This is a genomic window from Streptomyces neyagawaensis, from assembly GCF_023516595.1.
In the GTDB taxonomy this organism is placed as follows: Bacteria; Actinomycetota; Actinomycetes; order Streptomycetales; family Streptomycetaceae; genus Streptomyces; species Streptomyces neyagawaensis.
Window position 1 is genome coordinate 1 of record NZ_JAMGBG010000195.1, and the last position, 16,190, is coordinate 16,190.

The 16,190-nt window shown below is 67.2% G+C and carries 17 protein-coding genes and 2 pseudogenes; 7 read left to right on the forward strand and 12 right to left on the reverse strand.

Annotation, left to right across the window (positions count from 1 at the left end):
- The 5 genes and pseudogenes from M8J73_RS43010 to M8J73_RS45390 form a co-directional block, all read left to right on the forward strand.
- A partial coding sequence (locus M8J73_RS43010; RefSeq protein WP_249829860.1) for an FAD-dependent oxidoreductase occupies positions 1 to 144 on the forward strand: 144 nt, incomplete at its 5' end.
- A 32-nt stretch (positions 145 to 176) separates the two neighbouring features.
- Positions 177 to 659 carry an SRPBCC family protein gene (locus M8J73_RS43015; RefSeq protein WP_249829859.1) on the forward strand — a complete coding sequence of 161 codons (483 nt, stop codon included), beginning with the start codon at positions 177 to 179 and terminating at the stop codon, positions 657 to 659.
- Between the two features lie 91 nt (positions 660 to 750).
- Positions 751 to 900: pseudogene (locus tag M8J73_RS43020) on the forward strand (transposase); the annotation flags it as partial.
- An 86-nt stretch (positions 901 to 986) separates the two neighbouring features.
- Positions 987 to 1,493 carry a flavin reductase family protein gene (locus M8J73_RS43025; protein ID WP_055539069.1) on the forward strand — a complete coding sequence of 169 codons (507 nt, stop codon included), beginning with the start codon at positions 987 to 989 and terminating at the stop codon, positions 1,491 to 1,493.
- An 86-nt stretch (positions 1,494 to 1,579) separates the two neighbouring features.
- Entirely contained in the window at positions 1,580 to 4,384 is a 2,805-nt protein-coding gene (locus tag M8J73_RS45390) for an AAA family ATPase (protein WP_240501312.1), read from the forward strand.
- A gap of 74 nt (positions 4,385 to 4,458) precedes the next feature.
- Here the strand turns inward: M8J73_RS45390 and M8J73_RS43035 are convergent, their stop codons facing one another.
- From M8J73_RS43035 to M8J73_RS43080, 10 genes are all read right to left on the reverse strand, one after another.
- Positions 4,459 to 5,436 (reverse strand): transposase, encoded by a 978-nt coding sequence (locus M8J73_RS43035; protein WP_240501304.1) that lies wholly within the window; start codon positions 5,434 to 5,436, stop codon positions 4,459 to 4,461.
- Between the two features lie 129 nt (positions 5,437 to 5,565).
- Positions 5,566 to 6,288, reverse strand: coding sequence for a PIG-L deacetylase family protein (locus M8J73_RS43040; RefSeq protein WP_107423980.1), 723 nt, complete (start codon positions 6,286 to 6,288; stop codon positions 5,566 to 5,568).
- A gap of 143 nt (positions 6,289 to 6,431) precedes the next feature.
- Entirely contained in the window at positions 6,432 to 7,127 is a 696-nt protein-coding gene (locus M8J73_RS43045) for an HAD family hydrolase (protein ID WP_055539072.1), read from the reverse strand.
- Positions 7,124 to 7,648: a phosphoribosyltransferase gene (locus M8J73_RS43050; RefSeq protein ID WP_055539073.1), complete on the reverse strand. Its 525-nt coding sequence runs from the start codon at positions 7,646 to 7,648 to the stop codon at positions 7,124 to 7,126. Before M8J73_RS43050 ends, M8J73_RS43045 begins: the two co-directional genes overlap by 4 nt.
- On the reverse strand, positions 7,645 to 8,676 hold the full coding sequence (locus M8J73_RS43055; RefSeq protein WP_055539074.1) for an adenylosuccinate synthetase: 1,032 nt from the start codon (positions 8,674 to 8,676) through the stop codon (positions 7,645 to 7,647). Before M8J73_RS43055 ends, M8J73_RS43050 begins: the two co-directional genes overlap by 4 nt.
- Before the next feature lie 3 nt (positions 8,677 to 8,679).
- Entirely contained in the window at positions 8,680 to 10,035 is a 1,356-nt protein-coding gene (gene purB, locus M8J73_RS43060; RefSeq protein ID WP_055539075.1) for an adenylosuccinate lyase, read from the reverse strand.
- Positions 10,032 to 11,177: an IMP dehydrogenase gene (guaB, locus tag M8J73_RS43065; protein ID WP_063799218.1), complete on the reverse strand. Its 1,146-nt coding sequence runs from the start codon at positions 11,175 to 11,177 to the stop codon at positions 10,032 to 10,034. The genes purB and guaB overlap by 4 nt, the downstream gene beginning before the upstream one ends.
- Positions 11,178 to 11,262: 85 nt before the next feature.
- Positions 11,263 to 11,838 carry a GTP cyclohydrolase I gene (gene folE / locus M8J73_RS43070; RefSeq protein WP_308408383.1) on the reverse strand — a complete coding sequence of 192 codons (576 nt, stop codon included), beginning with the start codon at positions 11,836 to 11,838 and terminating at the stop codon, positions 11,263 to 11,265.
- 23 nt (positions 11,839 to 11,861) lie between these two features.
- The gene (locus M8J73_RS43075) at positions 11,862 to 12,596 is read right to left on the reverse strand and encodes a 7-carboxy-7-deazaguanine synthase QueE (RefSeq protein ID WP_240501305.1); all 735 of its coding nucleotides are present in this window, start codon (positions 12,594 to 12,596) and stop codon (positions 11,862 to 11,864) included.
- Positions 12,593 to 12,958, reverse strand: a complete 366-nt coding sequence (locus M8J73_RS43080; protein ID WP_055539077.1) for a 6-pyruvoyl trahydropterin synthase family protein — start codon at positions 12,956 to 12,958, stop codon at positions 12,593 to 12,595. The genes M8J73_RS43075 and M8J73_RS43080 overlap by 4 nt, the downstream gene beginning before the upstream one ends.
- Before the next feature lie 271 nt (positions 12,959 to 13,229).
- Between M8J73_RS43080 and mshB the strand changes: the two genes are divergently transcribed.
- Both mshB and M8J73_RS43090 read left to right on the forward strand, forming a co-directional pair.
- Complete coding sequence (gene mshB / locus M8J73_RS43085; RefSeq protein WP_079054871.1) at positions 13,230 to 14,105, forward strand: N-acetyl-1-D-myo-inositol-2-amino-2-deoxy-alpha-D-glucopyranoside deacetylase; 876 nt, start codon at positions 13,230 to 13,232, stop codon at positions 14,103 to 14,105.
- A 19-nt stretch (positions 14,106 to 14,124) separates the two neighbouring features.
- On the forward strand, positions 14,125 to 14,631 hold the full coding sequence (locus M8J73_RS43090; RefSeq protein ID WP_055539081.1) for a hypothetical protein: 507 nt from the start codon (positions 14,125 to 14,127) through the stop codon (positions 14,629 to 14,631).
- Here M8J73_RS43090 and M8J73_RS43095 read toward each other — a convergent pair.
- Both M8J73_RS43095 and M8J73_RS43100 read right to left on the reverse strand, forming a co-directional pair.
- Positions 14,573 to 15,379, reverse strand: coding sequence for an IS5 family transposase (locus tag M8J73_RS43095; protein WP_107423979.1), 807 nt, complete (start codon positions 15,377 to 15,379; stop codon positions 14,573 to 14,575). The genes M8J73_RS43090 and M8J73_RS43095 overlap by 59 nt on opposite strands.
- A gap of 698 nt (positions 15,380 to 16,077) precedes the next feature.
- Positions 16,078 to 16,190: pseudogene (locus M8J73_RS43100) on the reverse strand (IS5/IS1182 family transposase); the annotation flags it as partial.

Here is a 16,190-nt window from a genome sequence, read left to right on the forward strand (position 1 = left end):
ACCGACTTCGGCCAGTGGAGGGACCGCCCCCACCACCGCGTGCACTGGGCGGGCGCCGAGTTCTCCCCCTACTGGAACGGCTACATGGACGGCGCGGTCCGCTCCGGCCGCCACACCGCCACCGAACTCCTCCACCAGCTCTGAGTCATGGGCGCAGATAGCAAGGGAACCCTGTCATGAACCGTTTCGTCGTCGCCGAGACCGCCGTCATCGACGCCCCCGTCGAGCGGGTGTGGGAGGTCATCTCCCGCACCGACCGGTACGCCGAGTGGGTCGCCGGAGCCATCGAGGTCACCGACCACCACGGCGTCGCCACCGTCGGCAAGACCTACTCCGAGCGCAACCGCACCCTCGGCCCGCTCAAGACCGACTCGGTGTGGACCGTCGTGGAGATCGTGCCCCTGAAGCGCCGCGTCGACACCGGCGTCGGATTCGCCCCGCTCCAGGACGTCACCAACATCTTCGAGTTCCGCCCGGTCAAGAATGCCGACGGCCGGGAGGCGACGGAGATGCTCTACCAGGTCGAGTACACCATCGGCCTCGGCCCCCTGGGCCAGCTCCTCGACTCCATACAGGAGTCCTCGATGCGCGCCGGCATGCGCACCTCCATGGCCAACCTCAACACCCTGCTGCGATCCGAGGACACGAACACCGGCTGACGGTGACGAAGGTCAGCGGCCGCCCGCCGCTTGCGGGCCGGGTCCTCGGCGAACCCGGCCCGCGCCCTTCGCAGAGATCCGCCCTCACCCAGACCATGACCTGGCCCGCGACCATCTCGCCGCCTGGGTCGCGGCCGAACTTGCCGACAACGAAGCCGTGTTGATCACCGACGAGACGGGTGACGAGAAGTCCTCCACCGACTGCGTGAGAGCCTCCCACCAGTACTCCGGCGCGCTTGGAGCATCAAAGGAGACTCCATCTTAGTGTGATCACACTTCGCGAAATTGAACTCTCAAGCATTATGCCGAAGTCGGGTACTTTCTGACATGGATAACCCTACCAAAAATGCGCATTTTGACACTCCTCAAGGCGCTTTCCGTGAAGCAATGTCCCTTATTGCATCTCCGATTACCGTCGTAACGATGCGGGACCAAAAAAACAACCCTCGAGGATTCACTGCAAGTTCCGTCACCTCGCTTTCTCTCGAGCCCCCCCTGCTTCTTGTCGGCGTGTCTCACACGTCCAGTTGCTTTACGGTCGCGAGTGGCGCGACGGACTTGATGGTGAACATTCTCGGCGCCGATCAGGGGGATCTGGCCATGAGGTTCGCCGCCAGTGGCGTGGATCGGTTCGCCGGCGTTCGGATCGAGCACTGGAAGGATCTGGGAATCCCCTTCCTGGCCGACGCACCCGTGGTCATCCACTGTGAAGTTGCGGACCGTGCCACATTCGGCGACCACGACTTACTGATCGGGAGATTTTTAGGAATGAAGATAGAAAGCATGAAGACCCCTCTCGTCTGGTACCGACGCAATTTCCTCCCAATCGGTTGAAGCTTCGCTTTCTTTATCTTGAGTGGCGCGTCGAAAATTGAATACCCCCCACGCTACCGGAGTCAGAGAACGTGCACGAACCATTCGTGGGTCGGCAGTCAGAACTGCGATCCCTTCTCAAATCTCTTGCCGAGAGTCGCAGGCAGACCGCAGTCCGAACTGTCACAGGCAGGTTCGGAATGGGAAAGACACGCCTGCTGAAGGCGCTGCGGGACAAGGCCCGTGAACAGGGCCACACCACACTGGAACTTCGCTGCATTGCGGCCGAGGGCTCTATTTCGTTCTCCCTCGTCCAGCGCTTGGTGGCAGAGATACGTGGCGTGGCGACCGACGGGGCGGACGAGCCGCAGACCCAAGACGTGCACGCCGGGCGCGTCTTCGCCGCTGTCGAGGCTGTGGACGAACAGCAGCGGGTCAACGTTGCCACAGCGGTGCTTCGCGAAGCCGTCGTATGCACGGCGCAGAAGTCGCCACTGGTCATCACAGTCGACGACAGCCATCTCGCGGACGCCTCTTCACTGACCACACTCGGCTGTTTGACCCGGTGGGCACCGGAGTTGAAACTTCTGATCGTTGTCGCGATGACGACCGGAGAGCCGGTACGGGCACCGGCCGAACTCGAGGACCTGTGCGAAAAGTCGGCCCGGATCGCGCTCGGGCCGTTCACTCGGGCCGAGACGGCCCACGTAGCCCAACAAGTGCTGGGCACCACACACAGCGCCACCATCGACGAGGTATACCGGGCCACCGCCGGAAAGCCCCTGTTCGTCCGGAGTATCCTGCACCGCTTGGCGGCACGGGGACATGACGCGGCGGACATCACCGGAACCAGCGCGGCTGTAATCGGCCGTTGTGTATTCGAGCGACTACAAAAGGTCTCCGACGAGGCCGCGCGGCTGGCGGTCTGGGCGGCAGTGCTCGGGCCCGGCGCTGCGACCCTGCCAACGGTTGCCCATCTGGCTGGGATGAGCCTCAAGGATGCCCGGTGCGCCGCCAACGCTCTCATCAGCATGGGGGTGCTGCATAACTCCGAACTGCTGGAGTTATGCCCGCCGGTGAGCGGGTCTGGGATCGTCGGCCAACTGTCCGCCGTGGAGCACAACGCCGCTCGCCTGGAGGCCGCGGAGTACCTGCATGGCGCAGGGGCCTCCGCCGAGGTGATCGCCCGCCAGTTGATCGAGACGGACACCGAAGCGCCCTTCCCCTGGGCCGTCGGCGTGCTGCGGGAGGTCGGCCTCACGGCACGGCAGCGCGGCGATTACTCCACGGCCATCGGCTACCTGCGGCGGGCCGCTGGCGGCGCCAAGGGGCCCGAGCGCGAGATACTGAAGACCGAACTGGCGGATCTGCTGCTGCTGGTCGATCTCCCGCGGGGCATCGACGGGCTGGTGGGCGCACTGGCCAAGGACAACGACCCGAAGCGCAGCTGGGACCTGATCTGCCGCTTGGGCTATGCGCTGCATCTGTGCGACAGCCATGTGGGTGGACGCCAGGTCCTCACTGATCTGGCAAGGCCGCTGACGGCTCCCCCAAACGAACAGGCACTCTGGGCCGACCTCAATCTCCTGTACGACGAGGCCTTCCGCACCCCGGGCGGCAGTCTTTGCAAGAGGACCGACCGGCTGCTGACTCTGCTTCCCGAGGGCCGGTCCCGCGTACGGAGCGCTGCGACCATGCTCCGCGCCCTCACCGACTACTGCATCGGCCGTCCGGCGGCGACGGCGGTCGAAGTGGCTCGACAGGCGTCTGCCGACCCCGTCCTGCGTGAACTTCCCACCCCTCTGCCCCTTGTGTCGGCGCTGTTGGTGCTGGTCTATTACGGCGCCGGCGAAGAGGCATACGAGGCAGCGTATGGCCTGGCACGCACCGCCCGGTGCGAGGGCCAGCCTCTTCAGGACGCCGCATTCCGGCTCGTGTGCGGGCTGGCGGCCAATCTGCTGGGTGACTACATCACTTCGGAGCAGATGCTGAGGGAGGCCCTCTGCACCCTTGACGACCACAAGGTGTGGCGTGGTCAGCCCCAGCGTCTCGCCGTGGTCGCCGGCCTGCTGGACTCCTTGATTAGCAAGGGAAACCTTGCTTCAGCGCGCAAGCTCCTGCACGACAATGGACTGGTCGGTGAACTGCCCACGCGCTTGGACGGTCTGAGTCTGCTTCTGCAGCGGGCGCGCCTGAAGTCGGCCTCAGGAGACCTGCATGGCTCGCTGGCAGATCTACGGGACTGCGAAGCGCGCGCTGCCGCGCTCGGTGGCATCCGTCAGGAGGTCGTTCCCTGGCGTAGCCACATAGCTGTGACCTTGCATCACCTGGGCCGCCAGCCCGAGGCGATTCACCTTGTAGAGCGGGATGTCGCCGAAGCACGACGCGACCCCTCGCCGCTCGGGCTCGGAACGGTGCTGCTGACCGCGGGCGTGGTGACGGGCGGTGAGCAGGGCATCAGCCTGCTGGACGAGGCATCGGTGCAGCTGGAGAGCTGTGGCGCGAAAGCCCTGCTGGCCCGGGCCCGGTGTGAAATCGGACGCTTGTTGGGCAATGAAGGCCGGTACGAGGACGCGCGGGAGGCGCTGGAGCGGGCGCAGCGCCTGGCGAAGGACTGCGGCGCTGTTCCCGTTGCCGAACTGGCCCGGCACAGGCTGACCGCCGCCAGCCCGCACCGCCCGACCGTCGCCGGTGTGGGGCTGCTGGCCCTGACAGCGCAGGAGCGCCGGGTGCTGAGTGCGGCGCTGCGCGGGGACTCCAACACCCGTATCGCCGAGATCATGCACGTTACACGGCGCACAGTGGAACTTCATCTGTCGAGCGCCTACCGAAAGTTGGGCATCTGCGGCCGTAAGGAGTTCGCGAAGCTCTTCGCCAGCCAGGAGCTGTGGGCGGTCCTCTCCGACGCGTGAAGGGCCATCCCCCGTGGGCCTCTTCCGTCTGCCCTCTCAGCTTGACTCTGTCGGGGATCTTGGTGTCGGCGGAGTCAACTGCCCAGGGTTCGCCAGGACTTCAGGCGAGGGATCTCGCGCTGGTCGAGGTAGTTCTGGAAGGCAGTCGGCTGGCGGGGTGTGGGGGCTTCCTCAGCCGGTGACAGTCCGCCGAGGCGCTCGATGTTGACGGCGATGGCCGTCAACACGTGCTGGACATGGACCTTTCCCTGTCCTCGGTAGTGGCAGCGGCGCATGCCGTGTCCGTGGGCGAACTCGTTGACCGTGCTCTCGACTCCGGAGCGGACCGCGTAACGCGTCTTCCACTCGGGCGTCTGCTGCTCGGCGCGGACGCGGAGTTGCAGGTCACGGAGATCTCGTGGGGGGAAGCCCACGGTGCGGGCGTTGTCGGCGGTGCTGGTGCACTGGGTGCGGGCCGGGCAGGGGCGGCACTGGCTTTTGGTGAACCGTGCCACGATCAGCGGGGCGGCGGTGGGCGAGGAGGTCGGGTAGGGGCCGTGCCAGCCCGCGCTGACCTGTCCCTGGGGGCAGGTGACCTGCTGCTTGTCGTAGTCGATGTGGAAGTCGTCCCGGGCGAAGCCCTCGCCTCGGCGGTGCTGGCGGGTGGGGTTGCTCTTCAGCGGACCGGAGACGGTGACCTGGTGTTCACGGGCGGCCTGTTCCAGGTGGGGCAGAGAGGTGTAGCCGGCGTCGACCAGGTGCTCGGCGGGCAGCAGGCCGCGTCGGGCGAGGCGGGTGTGGATGCCGGGCAGGACCTGGCTGTCGTGGGTGGTGGCCGCGGTGGTGGCGACATCCGTGATCACGTTGGGGCCGTCGGCAGCACAGGTCTCGGTCAGGTGAGCGGCGAACCCCTTCCAGCTGATGATGTGTCCGTGCCGCGCGTAGCGGGCCGAGGTGTCGTAGGGCGAGACGATCGCCCTCGACGACGGCGGCCCCGCTTCCGCCCGGAGCTCCTCCACCCGCACCCGGGCAGCGGTCTCACGCTCCTCCAACAAGCCCATCACCGAAGCCACCGGGCGCCTCCTTGCCATCCCCGACGAACAGAACGGCCCAAGCCTCCCGCGGGCACACCGAAACCATGCCTGAGCAGCGGGAACTCAAAGCTCACGCCCGGAAAGACAACGGCTTCTTAAACGCCAAGCTCAGAGCTGGAACAGCTCGAACGCCTCGGCGAGTCGGCCGCCGTAGCGGGCCGAAACGAGGGTGGCCTGTCCGGTGAGCCATGCCTCGGGATCGGCCATGTCCTCAGAGATGGGGTCACCCACCAGGGCGTCCAGGTAGACGTGGTGCTTCCGCAGTGCCGTGATGGCCACGGGCAGTGATTCGGTGACATCCACGGCATGTGTCGCGTATGGGGAGCAGGAGATGGCGATATAGCGGATCCCGGTCCACGGTTCCAGTCCCTGTCCCAGCAGTTCGGGGAATATCCAGCGGATGGCCGCATCTCGTGCCGCGTCGAGCGTGGCGAGGCCGACCGCCCGGTGATCCGCCATGTTCAGGGCCATCCGGCCAGGCCAGAAGTAGTGGTGGTTCTGGGCGATGAGCATCTCGGGGCGGTGCCGACGTATGGCGGCTGCGATGTCGCGACGCAGCCGGGTGCCATGCTCGATCACACCGTCCATGTGGTCCAGAAACTCCACGCCTGCCGCGCCGATGGCTTCCGCTCCGGCCCGTTGCTCCTCCTCTCGCACCCGAGCGGTGTCCCAGGGAGATGTCGTGGCGATGCCCCCCTCACCCCGGCTGGCCAGTAGGTAGGTGATTTCCTTGCCGGCCGCCGTCCACCGGGCGATGCTGCCACCCGCCTCGTACTCCAGATCATCGGGGTGGGCCGCCACGGCCAGGGCCCTGTCCCAGTCCTCGGGCATGTCTTGCAAGGACTCGGTCAGGGGAGTGTCCTCGTACAACGTCCTTCTCTCCTCTCGTGAGCGCGCAGGTGGCGCGCCAGGCTGTCGATGTGGGGCGGGTGGGCGAGCCCCACCCCCCTGGAGGTCCGGCCCGGGGCCCGTGGTCACACCGGTCGTCGGACACCACTGAGCACCGCGTCGGCGGCGTCAGCCGCCGAGTCGACCAGCAGGTCGGGGGTGCAGTCGCCGGTGAGCAGCCGAGTTCCGTTTCCGGTGCGCACTCCGATCACCAGGGCGTCCAACGCCCGGCCGAGCGCAACGTCGGCCGGAGAGTCGCCGACCACGACGAGCGGGTCGCCGCGCCGGTGGCCGACCCGCTCCAGGGACCTCCTGGCCAGGAATACCTTGCACTCCTCGTCGGAGAACCCGGCGTTCTCGGCGGGCAGGTCATCCCGGGTAGCCAGGTCTCTGAACGCGCAGCGGACCCCGTTGTCAATGAGGAGCCGTTCGGTCGCCTCAGTACCCACCCACCCGCTCACCAGAGCGAGCCGCACGCCAGCGGCGGCCAGCTCGCGCACTGCGCGGACCGTTCCGGTGTACAGGCGTCCGTGCTGCATGTAGCGGTAGACCACGTCATCAACCTGGTCGCGGACGACCACGGAACCGACACTCAGCCGTCCGCTGACGATGGACTGCCAGTACTCCAGGCCCAGGAGCTCCGCCGAGGGCGGCGGCACCACGCCCTCGGTACGGTGCAGGTCCACAATGAAGCGATGGAACATCTCGTAGAAGTCGAGCAGGGTACCATCCCGGTCGAAAATGACCGTGGTCCGGGAGAGAACGGATGGCTCGTCGCTCACCGTCCGGCTCCCAGCTCGACGACCCGTTCCTCGGATCCAGGTGGCACTTCCCAGGGGAAGACCGTCCAGTCGTCGACGGATACGGCGTGATGGTCGGCGATGCTTGCGCAGTTGACGTTGCGGACCACTACGGCGGTGCGGATCTCAGCCGCGCCGCGGGTCATCATCAGTTCCTTGGCGAGTGCCATGGTGCCGCCATCGCCCATGATGTCGTCGATCAGCAGCACCCGACGGTCCGTCAGTGACCTGTCCGGTACCAGGTACTCGAGGTACGGTTCGGCCCGGTCGCTGTACCGGGAGTTGGAGGAATTGCGCGGGATGCCGAGAACGGCGAACTCGGGTATGTCCAAGAGATTGGACAGGGTGACCGCGGGGGGCAGTCCGCCGCGTGCGATGCCGACCACGACGTCCGGCCGGAAGCCGCTGCCGCGGATCTCTTCCGCTAGGCCGGTCAGGAGTCGGCCCATCGTCTCCCAGTCGATGTGCAGCAGCCGCTCGCGTGCCCACAGAGCCTTGCTCATGGCCGGCTCCCTATCTGAGCCGGGCCACGGCCCCGGCGGTCGATCATGTCATGGGTGTCAGGGCCGGTGCCGATGAGATCGATCTGGCGGCCCAGTTCATTCTCCACGTGCGCGATGAACTCAGCCGCCGGCGCGGGAAGGAGCTCCTCGCGCAATCCACGGGAGTCGGGGTCGACGTAGTCGAGGAAGGTCAGCGCCACTCGGCTGGGCCGGTTGATGCGAAGCGCCTCCCGGGCCTGCTCCGGATCGAAGCGTCCCACGCGCCGGGGCCGGCCCGTGACCGTGCCGAACTCTACAATGCCCATTCGCTGGGCCTCCTCCGGGGATATCTCTGTAGGGAAGGGGCCGCCGCCCACCCTGGTGGGGAAAGCCCGGAAGACCAGGACGACGTCATCCACGGCGAGTGGTCCGAGGCCTACGTCGGCGCAAGCGGTGGCAGCGGTGCTGTCTTTGGCGACGGTGTGCGGATAGGTGCCGTAGAGCACGGACAGACCGAACCCGTTGGTCCCTTCCACGTGCACCCCCGTGCCCTCGTCGACCGCAGCGTTCACCTCGGCCGCCACGTCCACCAGATAGGGGCGCAGCTCAGGTATGTCCTTCGCTTGTACAGCAGAGCGCATCGCCCGGTCGGCCTGGGCCGGGCCGTGACCGCTGCCCGTGCTGCGCACGGTCGTGGTGAGCACTTGGTCAGCGCGTTCCCGCTCGATGTGGTTAGGCTGGATGACAGTGGCGCGGTAGTCGACTCCGACGCGCTCGTGCACCTTGAGCGTGTCGATCTCCTCCAACAGCACCTGCGGCCGAATCAGCACGCCCGCGCCGAGCAGTAGGCGCGTGCCGGGGCTCACGACTGCGCTGGGCACCTGTCGCAGCTTGACCGTACGGCCGTCCAGGACAACGGTGTGGCCTGCCCCGGGACCGAGCCCGGCGCGTACCGCGACCCCCGGTTGTTCGGTCAGCGCCAGATAGGCGGCGACCTTCCCCTTGGCCTCGTCACCCCACTGTCCGCCCACGATGACGGTGCAGCTCATGGCTCATACCTCTTTCAACAGGCGCTGGCAGTCCTCGACCGCTACGGCGGCAAGTTCGCGGCAGCGGCCCACGTCCGCGCCGGGCGCGGCGAGTTCGGTCAGGGAGTGCTCGTCGACGATGCCGCTCACCCGACGGTCACCGGCGAGTACGGTCATCAGATCCAGCTTTTCCGTGGCGGCCCGAGCGGTCGCCTCCTGGATGAGGCGGTAGGCGGTGAGTCGGTCCATGCCCCCGTTCACCAGCCGCAGCAGGACCGCCTCGCTCAGATGTGCGTTGCGTGACCGGCCAAGGTTGTCGGCCATCCGGTCAGGAAAGGCTCTGAGATTCTCTACGACCGAGGCCGAGGTGATCAGCATCTCGTCCAGCAGGATGCAGGCCTCTGGCAGGGTGAACCGCTCGTTGGCGGAGTTGGCCAGGTCCCGCTCGTGCCAGGTGACCACGTTCTCCAGCGCGGGGCCGATGAGCGAGCGGACCAGGCGGGCCAGGCTGCACACACGTTCGCTGAGTACGGGATTACGCTTGTGCGGCATGGCCGAGCTACCGATCTGGTCGCCCTCGTGGAAAGTCTCGGCCACTTCGCCGATCTCGGTGCGCTGGAGATTGCGGACCTCGGTGGCCAGGTTGTCCAGACAGGTAGCGGTCAGCCCCGCCCAGCACATGAACTCCGCGATGCGGTCTCGGGCGACCGCTTGGGCGCAGATCTCCGGTTCGGGCAGGCCGAGCGCGATGAGGGTGTCACGCTCGATCTCCAGCCCATGCGGGCCGAATCCGGCCAGTGACCCCACTGCCCCGGCGACTTTGCCCATTACGGCGCGGCCACGTAGTTCGTTCAGCCGTCGCAGGCACCGGCCGAGCTGCGCGAGCCAGATCGCCAGTTTGAAGCCCAGGGTCACCGGCTGGGCGTGCTGACCGTGAGTACGGCCGATCATCACGTGTTGGCCGTTCCGGGAAATGGCGGCAATCAGTACTGTGAGCAGCTTCCGCAGGCGTTCTTCGAGCACGTCCAGCGCCTCGGAAAGCTGTAGTGCCAGGGCAGTGTCGAGGATGTCACTGCTGGTGGCCCCGTAGTGCACGTACCTCTGGTGGGGCGCGCAGGCTTCGGCGAACTCGTTGACCACCGAGAAGAGCTCGTGGCGGGTGACCTCCTCCGAGCGTGAGACCCGCTCGAGGTCGCAACGGTAATCCCGGGACCGTTCGGAGATCAGTTCGGCAGCCTCGGGTGGGATGGCGCCGTGCCGGCCCTGGGCCGCCGCGAGGGCACCTTCGACGCGCACATAAAGTCGGTAGCGGTACTCGTCACGGAAGAGCCCATGCATGCGGTCGCTGCCATAGCGGCCGGAGTCGATGGGGGTCGTCATCCGACGGCCTCCTTGCCGTAGTCGAGGGGTACCTGCTCGGCCCGCTGGAGCGCGTGTGGTCGGCTCTCGGTCAGTCCGGCGGGCGTGATGCGGACGAACTGAGCTCGCTCGCGCAACTCGGCGAGTGTGTGCGCGCCGGAGTAGCTCATCCCCGAACGCAGGCCCCCGACGAAATGCCGCAGGGTCTGGGCGACCGCGCCGCTGTAGGCGAAGGCTGCCTCCACGCCCTCCGGCGTGTAGGCCTCCAGCTCCTCTCGGGTGACCGCCTCGCCGCGGCTTCGCTTCAGGGTCAAGCGCATACCGAAAGTGACGAACCCGGTGCTGACCTTGACCATGGTGCCGTCGGCGCCCTCGACCAGCAGGGCCTCGCTCTCGTCGGCACCGGCCAGCGCACTGCCCAGCATCACCGAACGGGCGCCTGCGGCAAGAGCCTTGACCACGTCTCCCGGTTCCTTGATCCCGCCGTCCGCGATCACCGGGATGCCGTCGCGCTCGGCTTCCCCGGCGCAGTCCAACACGGCGGTGAGCTGCGGCACTCCGCTCCCGGCTACGATTCGCGTGGTGCAGATCCCGCCGGGGCCGATACCGACCTTCACGGCGTCGGCCCCGGCGTCGATGAGGTCACGTGTCCCGGCCGCGGTGGCGACGTTGCCTGCCACCACGGGGACATCGGGGAACTGCTCCTTGAGTCGTTCCACGACGGCCATCACGTAGTCGGCGTGGCCATGGGCGACGTCTGTGACGAGGAAGTCCACGCCCGCGTCCACCAGCATCCCGGCCCGTTCCAGCCAGTCGTCGGTGACGCCGATGGCGCCGCCCGCGCAGAGTCGGCCGTCCCGGTCGACGGTCGCAGTGCCGCTCTCAGGGGTCTCTTTCTTCACCGCGATCAGGTCGGCCACTTGTTGTTCAGCGGTCTGCATACGGTGCAGGACGCCGACGCCGCCGGCGTTGGCCATTGCCATCGCCATCGATGCCCCCGTGCACCAAGGGGTGTTGGCGGAAAGAATGGGGGTTCGCAGGCGCAGATCCCCGACGAGAACGGTGCTCACGTCGGTCGCCGATCGGCTCACAACGGAGGTGCGCTGCGGCACGAGCAGCACGTCGTCGAAGCTCAGACCGACTGGTATGTCACGCGTGGCCACGGGTGGTTCCTCCAGGGGTGGGAAAGGGCTACGGGAGTCCCGCCATGCCACGTGCACATCGGCGGAGTCAGTTTGTGCCGGCTCATCAGCGAGATCCGAGCAAGGTGGTCATGAGCTCCTGTCGCTCGGGCCCGTGCTCGCCGAACACACCGCTGAAGGCGAGCGAGGTCATAACTGCGGGGGTGCGGATGCCGCGCATCGTCATGCACAGGTGCTCCCCGCGGCCCATGACGGCCACGTCCTCGGAGCGGGTGATGGCGCGGACTTCGGCGGCGATGTCCTGTACCAGCCGCTCCTGCACCTGGAGCCGGTGGGCGTGGCGGTGCGCGACCCGGGCGAACTTGGACAGGCCGAGCACATCCCCCTTGGGCCGGTAGGCGATCGCTATCGAACAGGAGAAGGGAAGCAAGTGATGCTCACACAGCGACCACACGTCGATGCCGGAGACGACGACCGTCTGGCCCTCGGCCTCAAGAGAGAACAGGGTGTCCACCCGGCCCGGTTCGTAGGAGCTGAACTCTCGCCACCAGCGGGCGAAGCGCGCGGGGGTATCGCGCAGTCCGTCGCGTTCCGGGTCCTCTCCGATTTCCACAAGGAGCGAGCGTGCGATGTCCTCCAAGGGATCGCAGGCCGGAGCGTCCAGGATGTCCAGCGGTGTCACTGCGCCAGTGTTCGGGTTCATGCTTAGACTCCTCGTTTGTCTCCCCACACGGCCACATGCAGCCGTGTGGTGAGATTCCATCCGCGGGCCACGACCTCGTCGCCGAGAGAGGCGAGGTGGCGGCCCATGTCTGTGGGGTTGCGTCCTTCCGGCATGATCCAGACGGACCTGAAGCCGTAGCACTCCACGAGTTCGTCGACCTCGTCGAGGTCGCCGGTGTCGCGGCAGACGAATTTGAAGGCAGTGTCCGGCAGTGCGGCCAGCGCTCGCAGTGCCTCCGGCACGATGCGCTGCCGGGCGGTGTCACCGGAGTGCGCAAGTTTGGGCGAGACGTTGAATCGCGCCCCGCTCGCGACGAGGGCGTCGGAGGGCACGCGCGTACCGTTGGTCTCGATTTCGACCTGCTGTCCACTCGCGTTTAGTTCGCGCAGCAGGGCTGGTAACCGGTCTTGCTGGTTCATCGGCTCACCACCCGAGATGACGACCAGGTCCACCTCGTAGGCACGCAGCCGCTCCAGGACGTGGGCTTGGCTCAGGGTGCGCAGTTCGGCTTTCGCGTCGTAGGCGATCCCGCCGTCGGCTCTACCCGTCCAGTCCCAGGTGTAGGGGGTGTCGCACCAGCGGCACGACAGGTTGCAGCCGCCGAGCCGAAGGAAGGCACAGCGGCGGCCCGCGGAGGGGCCCTCGCCCTGGACCGTGGGCCCGAAGATCTCACTGACGACCAATGGCAAGTCCGCCGAAACGGTTGCGGCGGTCACGGGCGGTACTCCGCCATGGTCTTCGGCGTTTCCCGGACGCGAACCGCGGCCAGCTCCGGATAACGGTCCGTCCAGCGCTCGTACACCCAGCGGGCGATGTGCTCGGCCGAGGGGTTGCGGTCGGTCAGTACGTCGTTGAGGTGGCGGTGGTCGACCTCGTGGTCGATCCACTTCTTGAAGTCCGCAAGGTCGCCGTAGTCACGTACGAATCCCGCTTCGGTCAACTGGTCGCTCGCGGCAACCAGTTCCAACTCGATCACATAGTTGTGTCCGTGCATCCGGGCACATTGATGGCCGGACGGAAGCATGCCCAGGATGTGACTGGCTGAGAAGTTGAACTCCTTGGTAATGCGAAAGGCCATCGATCTTCCTTTGCTGTTCTCCTCCCCGGCCGGCCGTGGTGCTTCTGTGGAACGGCAGTCAGGGGGAATTCCCTTGGTACGTGCCGAAACGGTCCCGTGACAACGGGCACGGCCACATCTCGGCGGGAACCGAAGTACCGCCGCCGCGCTCCGAGATGCCCTCCTGAGATACCGAAGACTCGGCTTGCAGTCCCGAAGCAATCGGCTGAGGCGGCCGTACTGAGTGCCGCCGACCAGCTGACCGCGAGCGCGGCGGGCCTACGCTGCGGCCATGTCACCCTCGAGGACGCATTGCGCCGATCGTGATTTCACCGTGCCGCGTCTGTTGCTCGTGCACGCCCATCCGGATGACGAGACCATCTGCACGGGCGCCACGATGGCTCGTTATGCGGCGGAAGGCGTAGCCGTCACGCTCGTCACCTGCACCCTGGGCGAGGAGGGAGAGGTGATCCCGCTGCATCTGGCCTCTCTGGTCTCCGGACGGAAGGACCGCCTGGGCCAGCGCCGGGAGGGTGAACTACGGTCCGCCTTAGCACAGTTGGGTGTATACGACCACCGCATCCTGGGCGCACCCGGCCGCTACCGCGACTCCGGCATGGCGGACTCGGCGGGCAACGACCGGTCCGACTGCTTTTGGAGGGCCGACGTCGGCCGGGCCGCCGCCGAGCTGGCGGAGGTGATCCGCGAGGTGCGTCCGCAGGTGGTCGTCACCTACGGCCCGGACGGCAGTTACGGGCATCCCGACCACATTCAGGCGCACCGGGTGACGATGCGGGCGGTGGATCTGGCGGCGGCGCCGGGCCCGCGGTCGACTCCCGACGAGCCGCACGCAGTTCATAAGGTTTACTGGTGCTGTGGTCCACGCTCAGTGGTGCAGGACGCCTTCGCTGAGTTGCGGCACCACCCGGACGCGGGGCACTTCGACGGGTTCGCCTCCCCGGAGGACTTCCCGGGACTGGTGGACGACACGCTGGTGACGACCGCGGTCGACGGCGGGGCATACAAGGAGCGCAAAAAGGCGGCGATGCGGGCGCACGTCTCTCAGAGGTCGTTCTCTTTCCGAACCTCGTGTGCGGTTTCCGCTGGTCAGGCATCACATGGCGGCTGGCGAGGGAGTCTCGGTCCGTTGCTGATCGAGACGTCGTGAGGGGTGGCTGATGCCGTCGATGCGGGCGGTGTTGGAAACGCGGCAGAAGGCCGCGGCGGTGCGGGTGGAGGAACTTGAAGCCGAGCTGGAACGGGTGCAGGCGGCTCTGGCGGAGGCCGAAGAGGTGCTCAGGCGCCGGGTGATCGGCCTGGAGCAGTATCTGGAGGCGCTGGCCGAGGAAGAGGCGCCCTCCGAGGCGATCGGCAGAGCACCACAGAAGAAGCCGGTGGGGCCGCGCCGGGCGGTGCCCCACCGGGACAACGCTTCCGGGACCGAGGTGTTGTCGGTGGACTACCAGGCGTTGATGGCCGCCGCGGTGGAGGCGGGAGGCGACGGACTCGGCGCCCGGAGGGCAGCGGTGGTGCTGGGCTGGGACAGCGCGTCCGCCTCCCGCGTCGAGGGTGCGAGGGCACGGCTGAAGAGGCTGGTGGAACGGGGCTGGCTGGTCGAGGGAAAACCAGGCAGGTTCACGCTGCCCGCAGCGGAACAGGACTCAGCTGCCGGGCGGCCAGGCGGCGGCTCATGAGCATGGTCATCGACCACAGGATGACGGCTTCGCTGGTATCTGTGCGCCGTTCGTAGTCACGGACCAGACGACGGCTGCGCAGGCACCAGGCGAAAGATCTCTCCACCACCCAGCGGCGAGGCAGCACCTGGAAGCCCTGGACGTCGTCACTGCGGCGGACGACGTCCAGGACGAGTCCGAGGTGTGCGGTGGCCCAGTCGACGAGGTGTCCGCTGTAGCCGCCGTCGGCCCAGACCCGTGACAGCCGACGGAAGCAGCCCGTCGCCGCCGACAGCAGGGTCCGGGCGGCGTCCCGGTCGGTCGTGGACGCAGGCGTCACCCGCACGGACAGCAGCAGTCCGAGGGTGTCGGTCAGCAGGTGCCGCTTACGTCCATTGATCTTCTTCCCCGCGTCGAAGCCCCGCGAAGTGAGGGCGACGGTGGCGTCCGCCTTCACCGACTGCGAGTCGATGACCGCCGCACTCGGCTCCAGGTCACGGCCCTCAGCCCTGCGGACGGACCCGCGCAGCCGATCGTGCAACTCGGCGATCAATCCCGCATCCCGCCAGCGGGCGAAGAAGGCATACACCCGCGGCCAGGGCGGGAAGTCCGACGGCATCGCCCGCCACTTGATGCCGTTGTCGACGAGGTAGCGCACCGCGTCGATCACCTGCCGGTGGCAGTAGCCCTCCGGCCGCCCGCCCCGGCCCGCCAGCCATCCCGGAACCGGCAGCAGATCCCGCACCACAGCCCACTCGGCATCGCTCATGTCCGAGCCGTACCGGGGCCGGCGCTCCGGCCGGTCGGCTGCGTTCCCGAACCTGTGGGCGAGACAGTCACACCCAGGAGTGGCCGGACTGGACCCGGCGACCGTGACCACGCGACACTTCGACAACAGGGCCTCTTGCTCCTCGCTGGACTCGACATCCGCGAGCTACCAAGAGGCCCTTCTCCCATGCCTCGGCACCAGCAATCTCACCCGATCAAGGGCCCTGTTCGAGGCCAACCGAGCACGCGAACGGATAGAGAACAGCCAGTCAGATCCAGGTCGGAGAAACGTCGTTCGCGTTGTCGAACGGGCTGGAGCAGCCCCTGTTCTCGGTCGAGTATTTCCGCCTGGCGCGCGGTGAGCTGGGCCCGGTCGGAGCGTCGGGCTGGGAGGAGGACCTGTTTGCGGCCGTGCCGGTCTCCCACCCACCATGCCCGCCAGCCTGAAAGAGGCTCCCTACGTTGGTCTGCGGGACGTGGTGAGCCCTTCGTATGGTTCACCCACCCAGGGGTGCCGGGTGTGGTTCAAAAGGCTCTGCCGCTTGTGGCTTTCAGTGATCGGCCGCCCGGTGCCCCACGACGACTCGGCTGCCAATTACTGAGGTTGAACTCGTGGAGTCGTAGGGGCTGACGACTCATCGCCCGTGCGGTATCACCGAAGGCATGCGGTATCCACAAGGGGGCGGGCTGACCGCCGTTGGTTGAGCATCGGGCTCGACGAAGGAGGCGCCAGGTTTTCAGCTGTGCGAAGGCGCGTTCGCCAGGGGCGCGTAGTCGGGCGTGGTCCCGGTTGTACTGCTGGTAGTGCTCGG

Coding starts and splice junctions, on each gene's coding strand:
- M8J73_RS43090 (WP_055539081.1), top strand. CDS start 14,125: ATGCGGGCGGTGTTGGAAACGCGGCAGAAGGCCGCGGCGGTGCGGGTG.
- M8J73_RS43015 (WP_249829859.1), top strand. CDS start 177: ATGAACCGTTTCGTCGTCGCCGAGACCGCCGTCATCGACGCCCCCGTC.
- M8J73_RS43025 (WP_055539069.1), top strand. CDS start 987: ATGGATAACCCTACCAAAAATGCGCATTTTGACACTCCTCAAGGCGCT.
- mshB (WP_079054871.1), top strand. CDS start 13,230: ATGTCACCCTCGAGGACGCATTGCGCCGATCGTGATTTCACCGTGCCG.
- M8J73_RS43040 (WP_107423980.1), bottom strand. CDS start 6,288: ATGCCCGAGGACTGGGACAGGGCCCTGGCCGTGGCGGCCCACCCCGAT.
- purB (WP_055539075.1), bottom strand. CDS start 10,035: ATGACGACCCCCATCGACTCCGGCCGCTATGGCAGCGACCGCATGCAT.
- M8J73_RS43055 (WP_055539074.1), bottom strand. CDS start 8,676: ATGAGCTGCACCGTCATCGTGGGCGGACAGTGGGGTGACGAGGCCAAG.
- M8J73_RS43080 (WP_055539077.1), bottom strand. CDS start 12,958: ATGGCCTTTCGCATTACCAAGGAGTTCAACTTCTCAGCCAGTCACATC.
- M8J73_RS43095 (WP_107423979.1), bottom strand. CDS start 15,379: ATGAGCGATGCCGAGTGGGCTGTGGTGCGGGATCTGCTGCCGGTTCCG.
- M8J73_RS43050 (WP_055539073.1), bottom strand. CDS start 7,648: ATGAGCAAGGCTCTGTGGGCACGCGAGCGGCTGCTGCACATCGACTGG.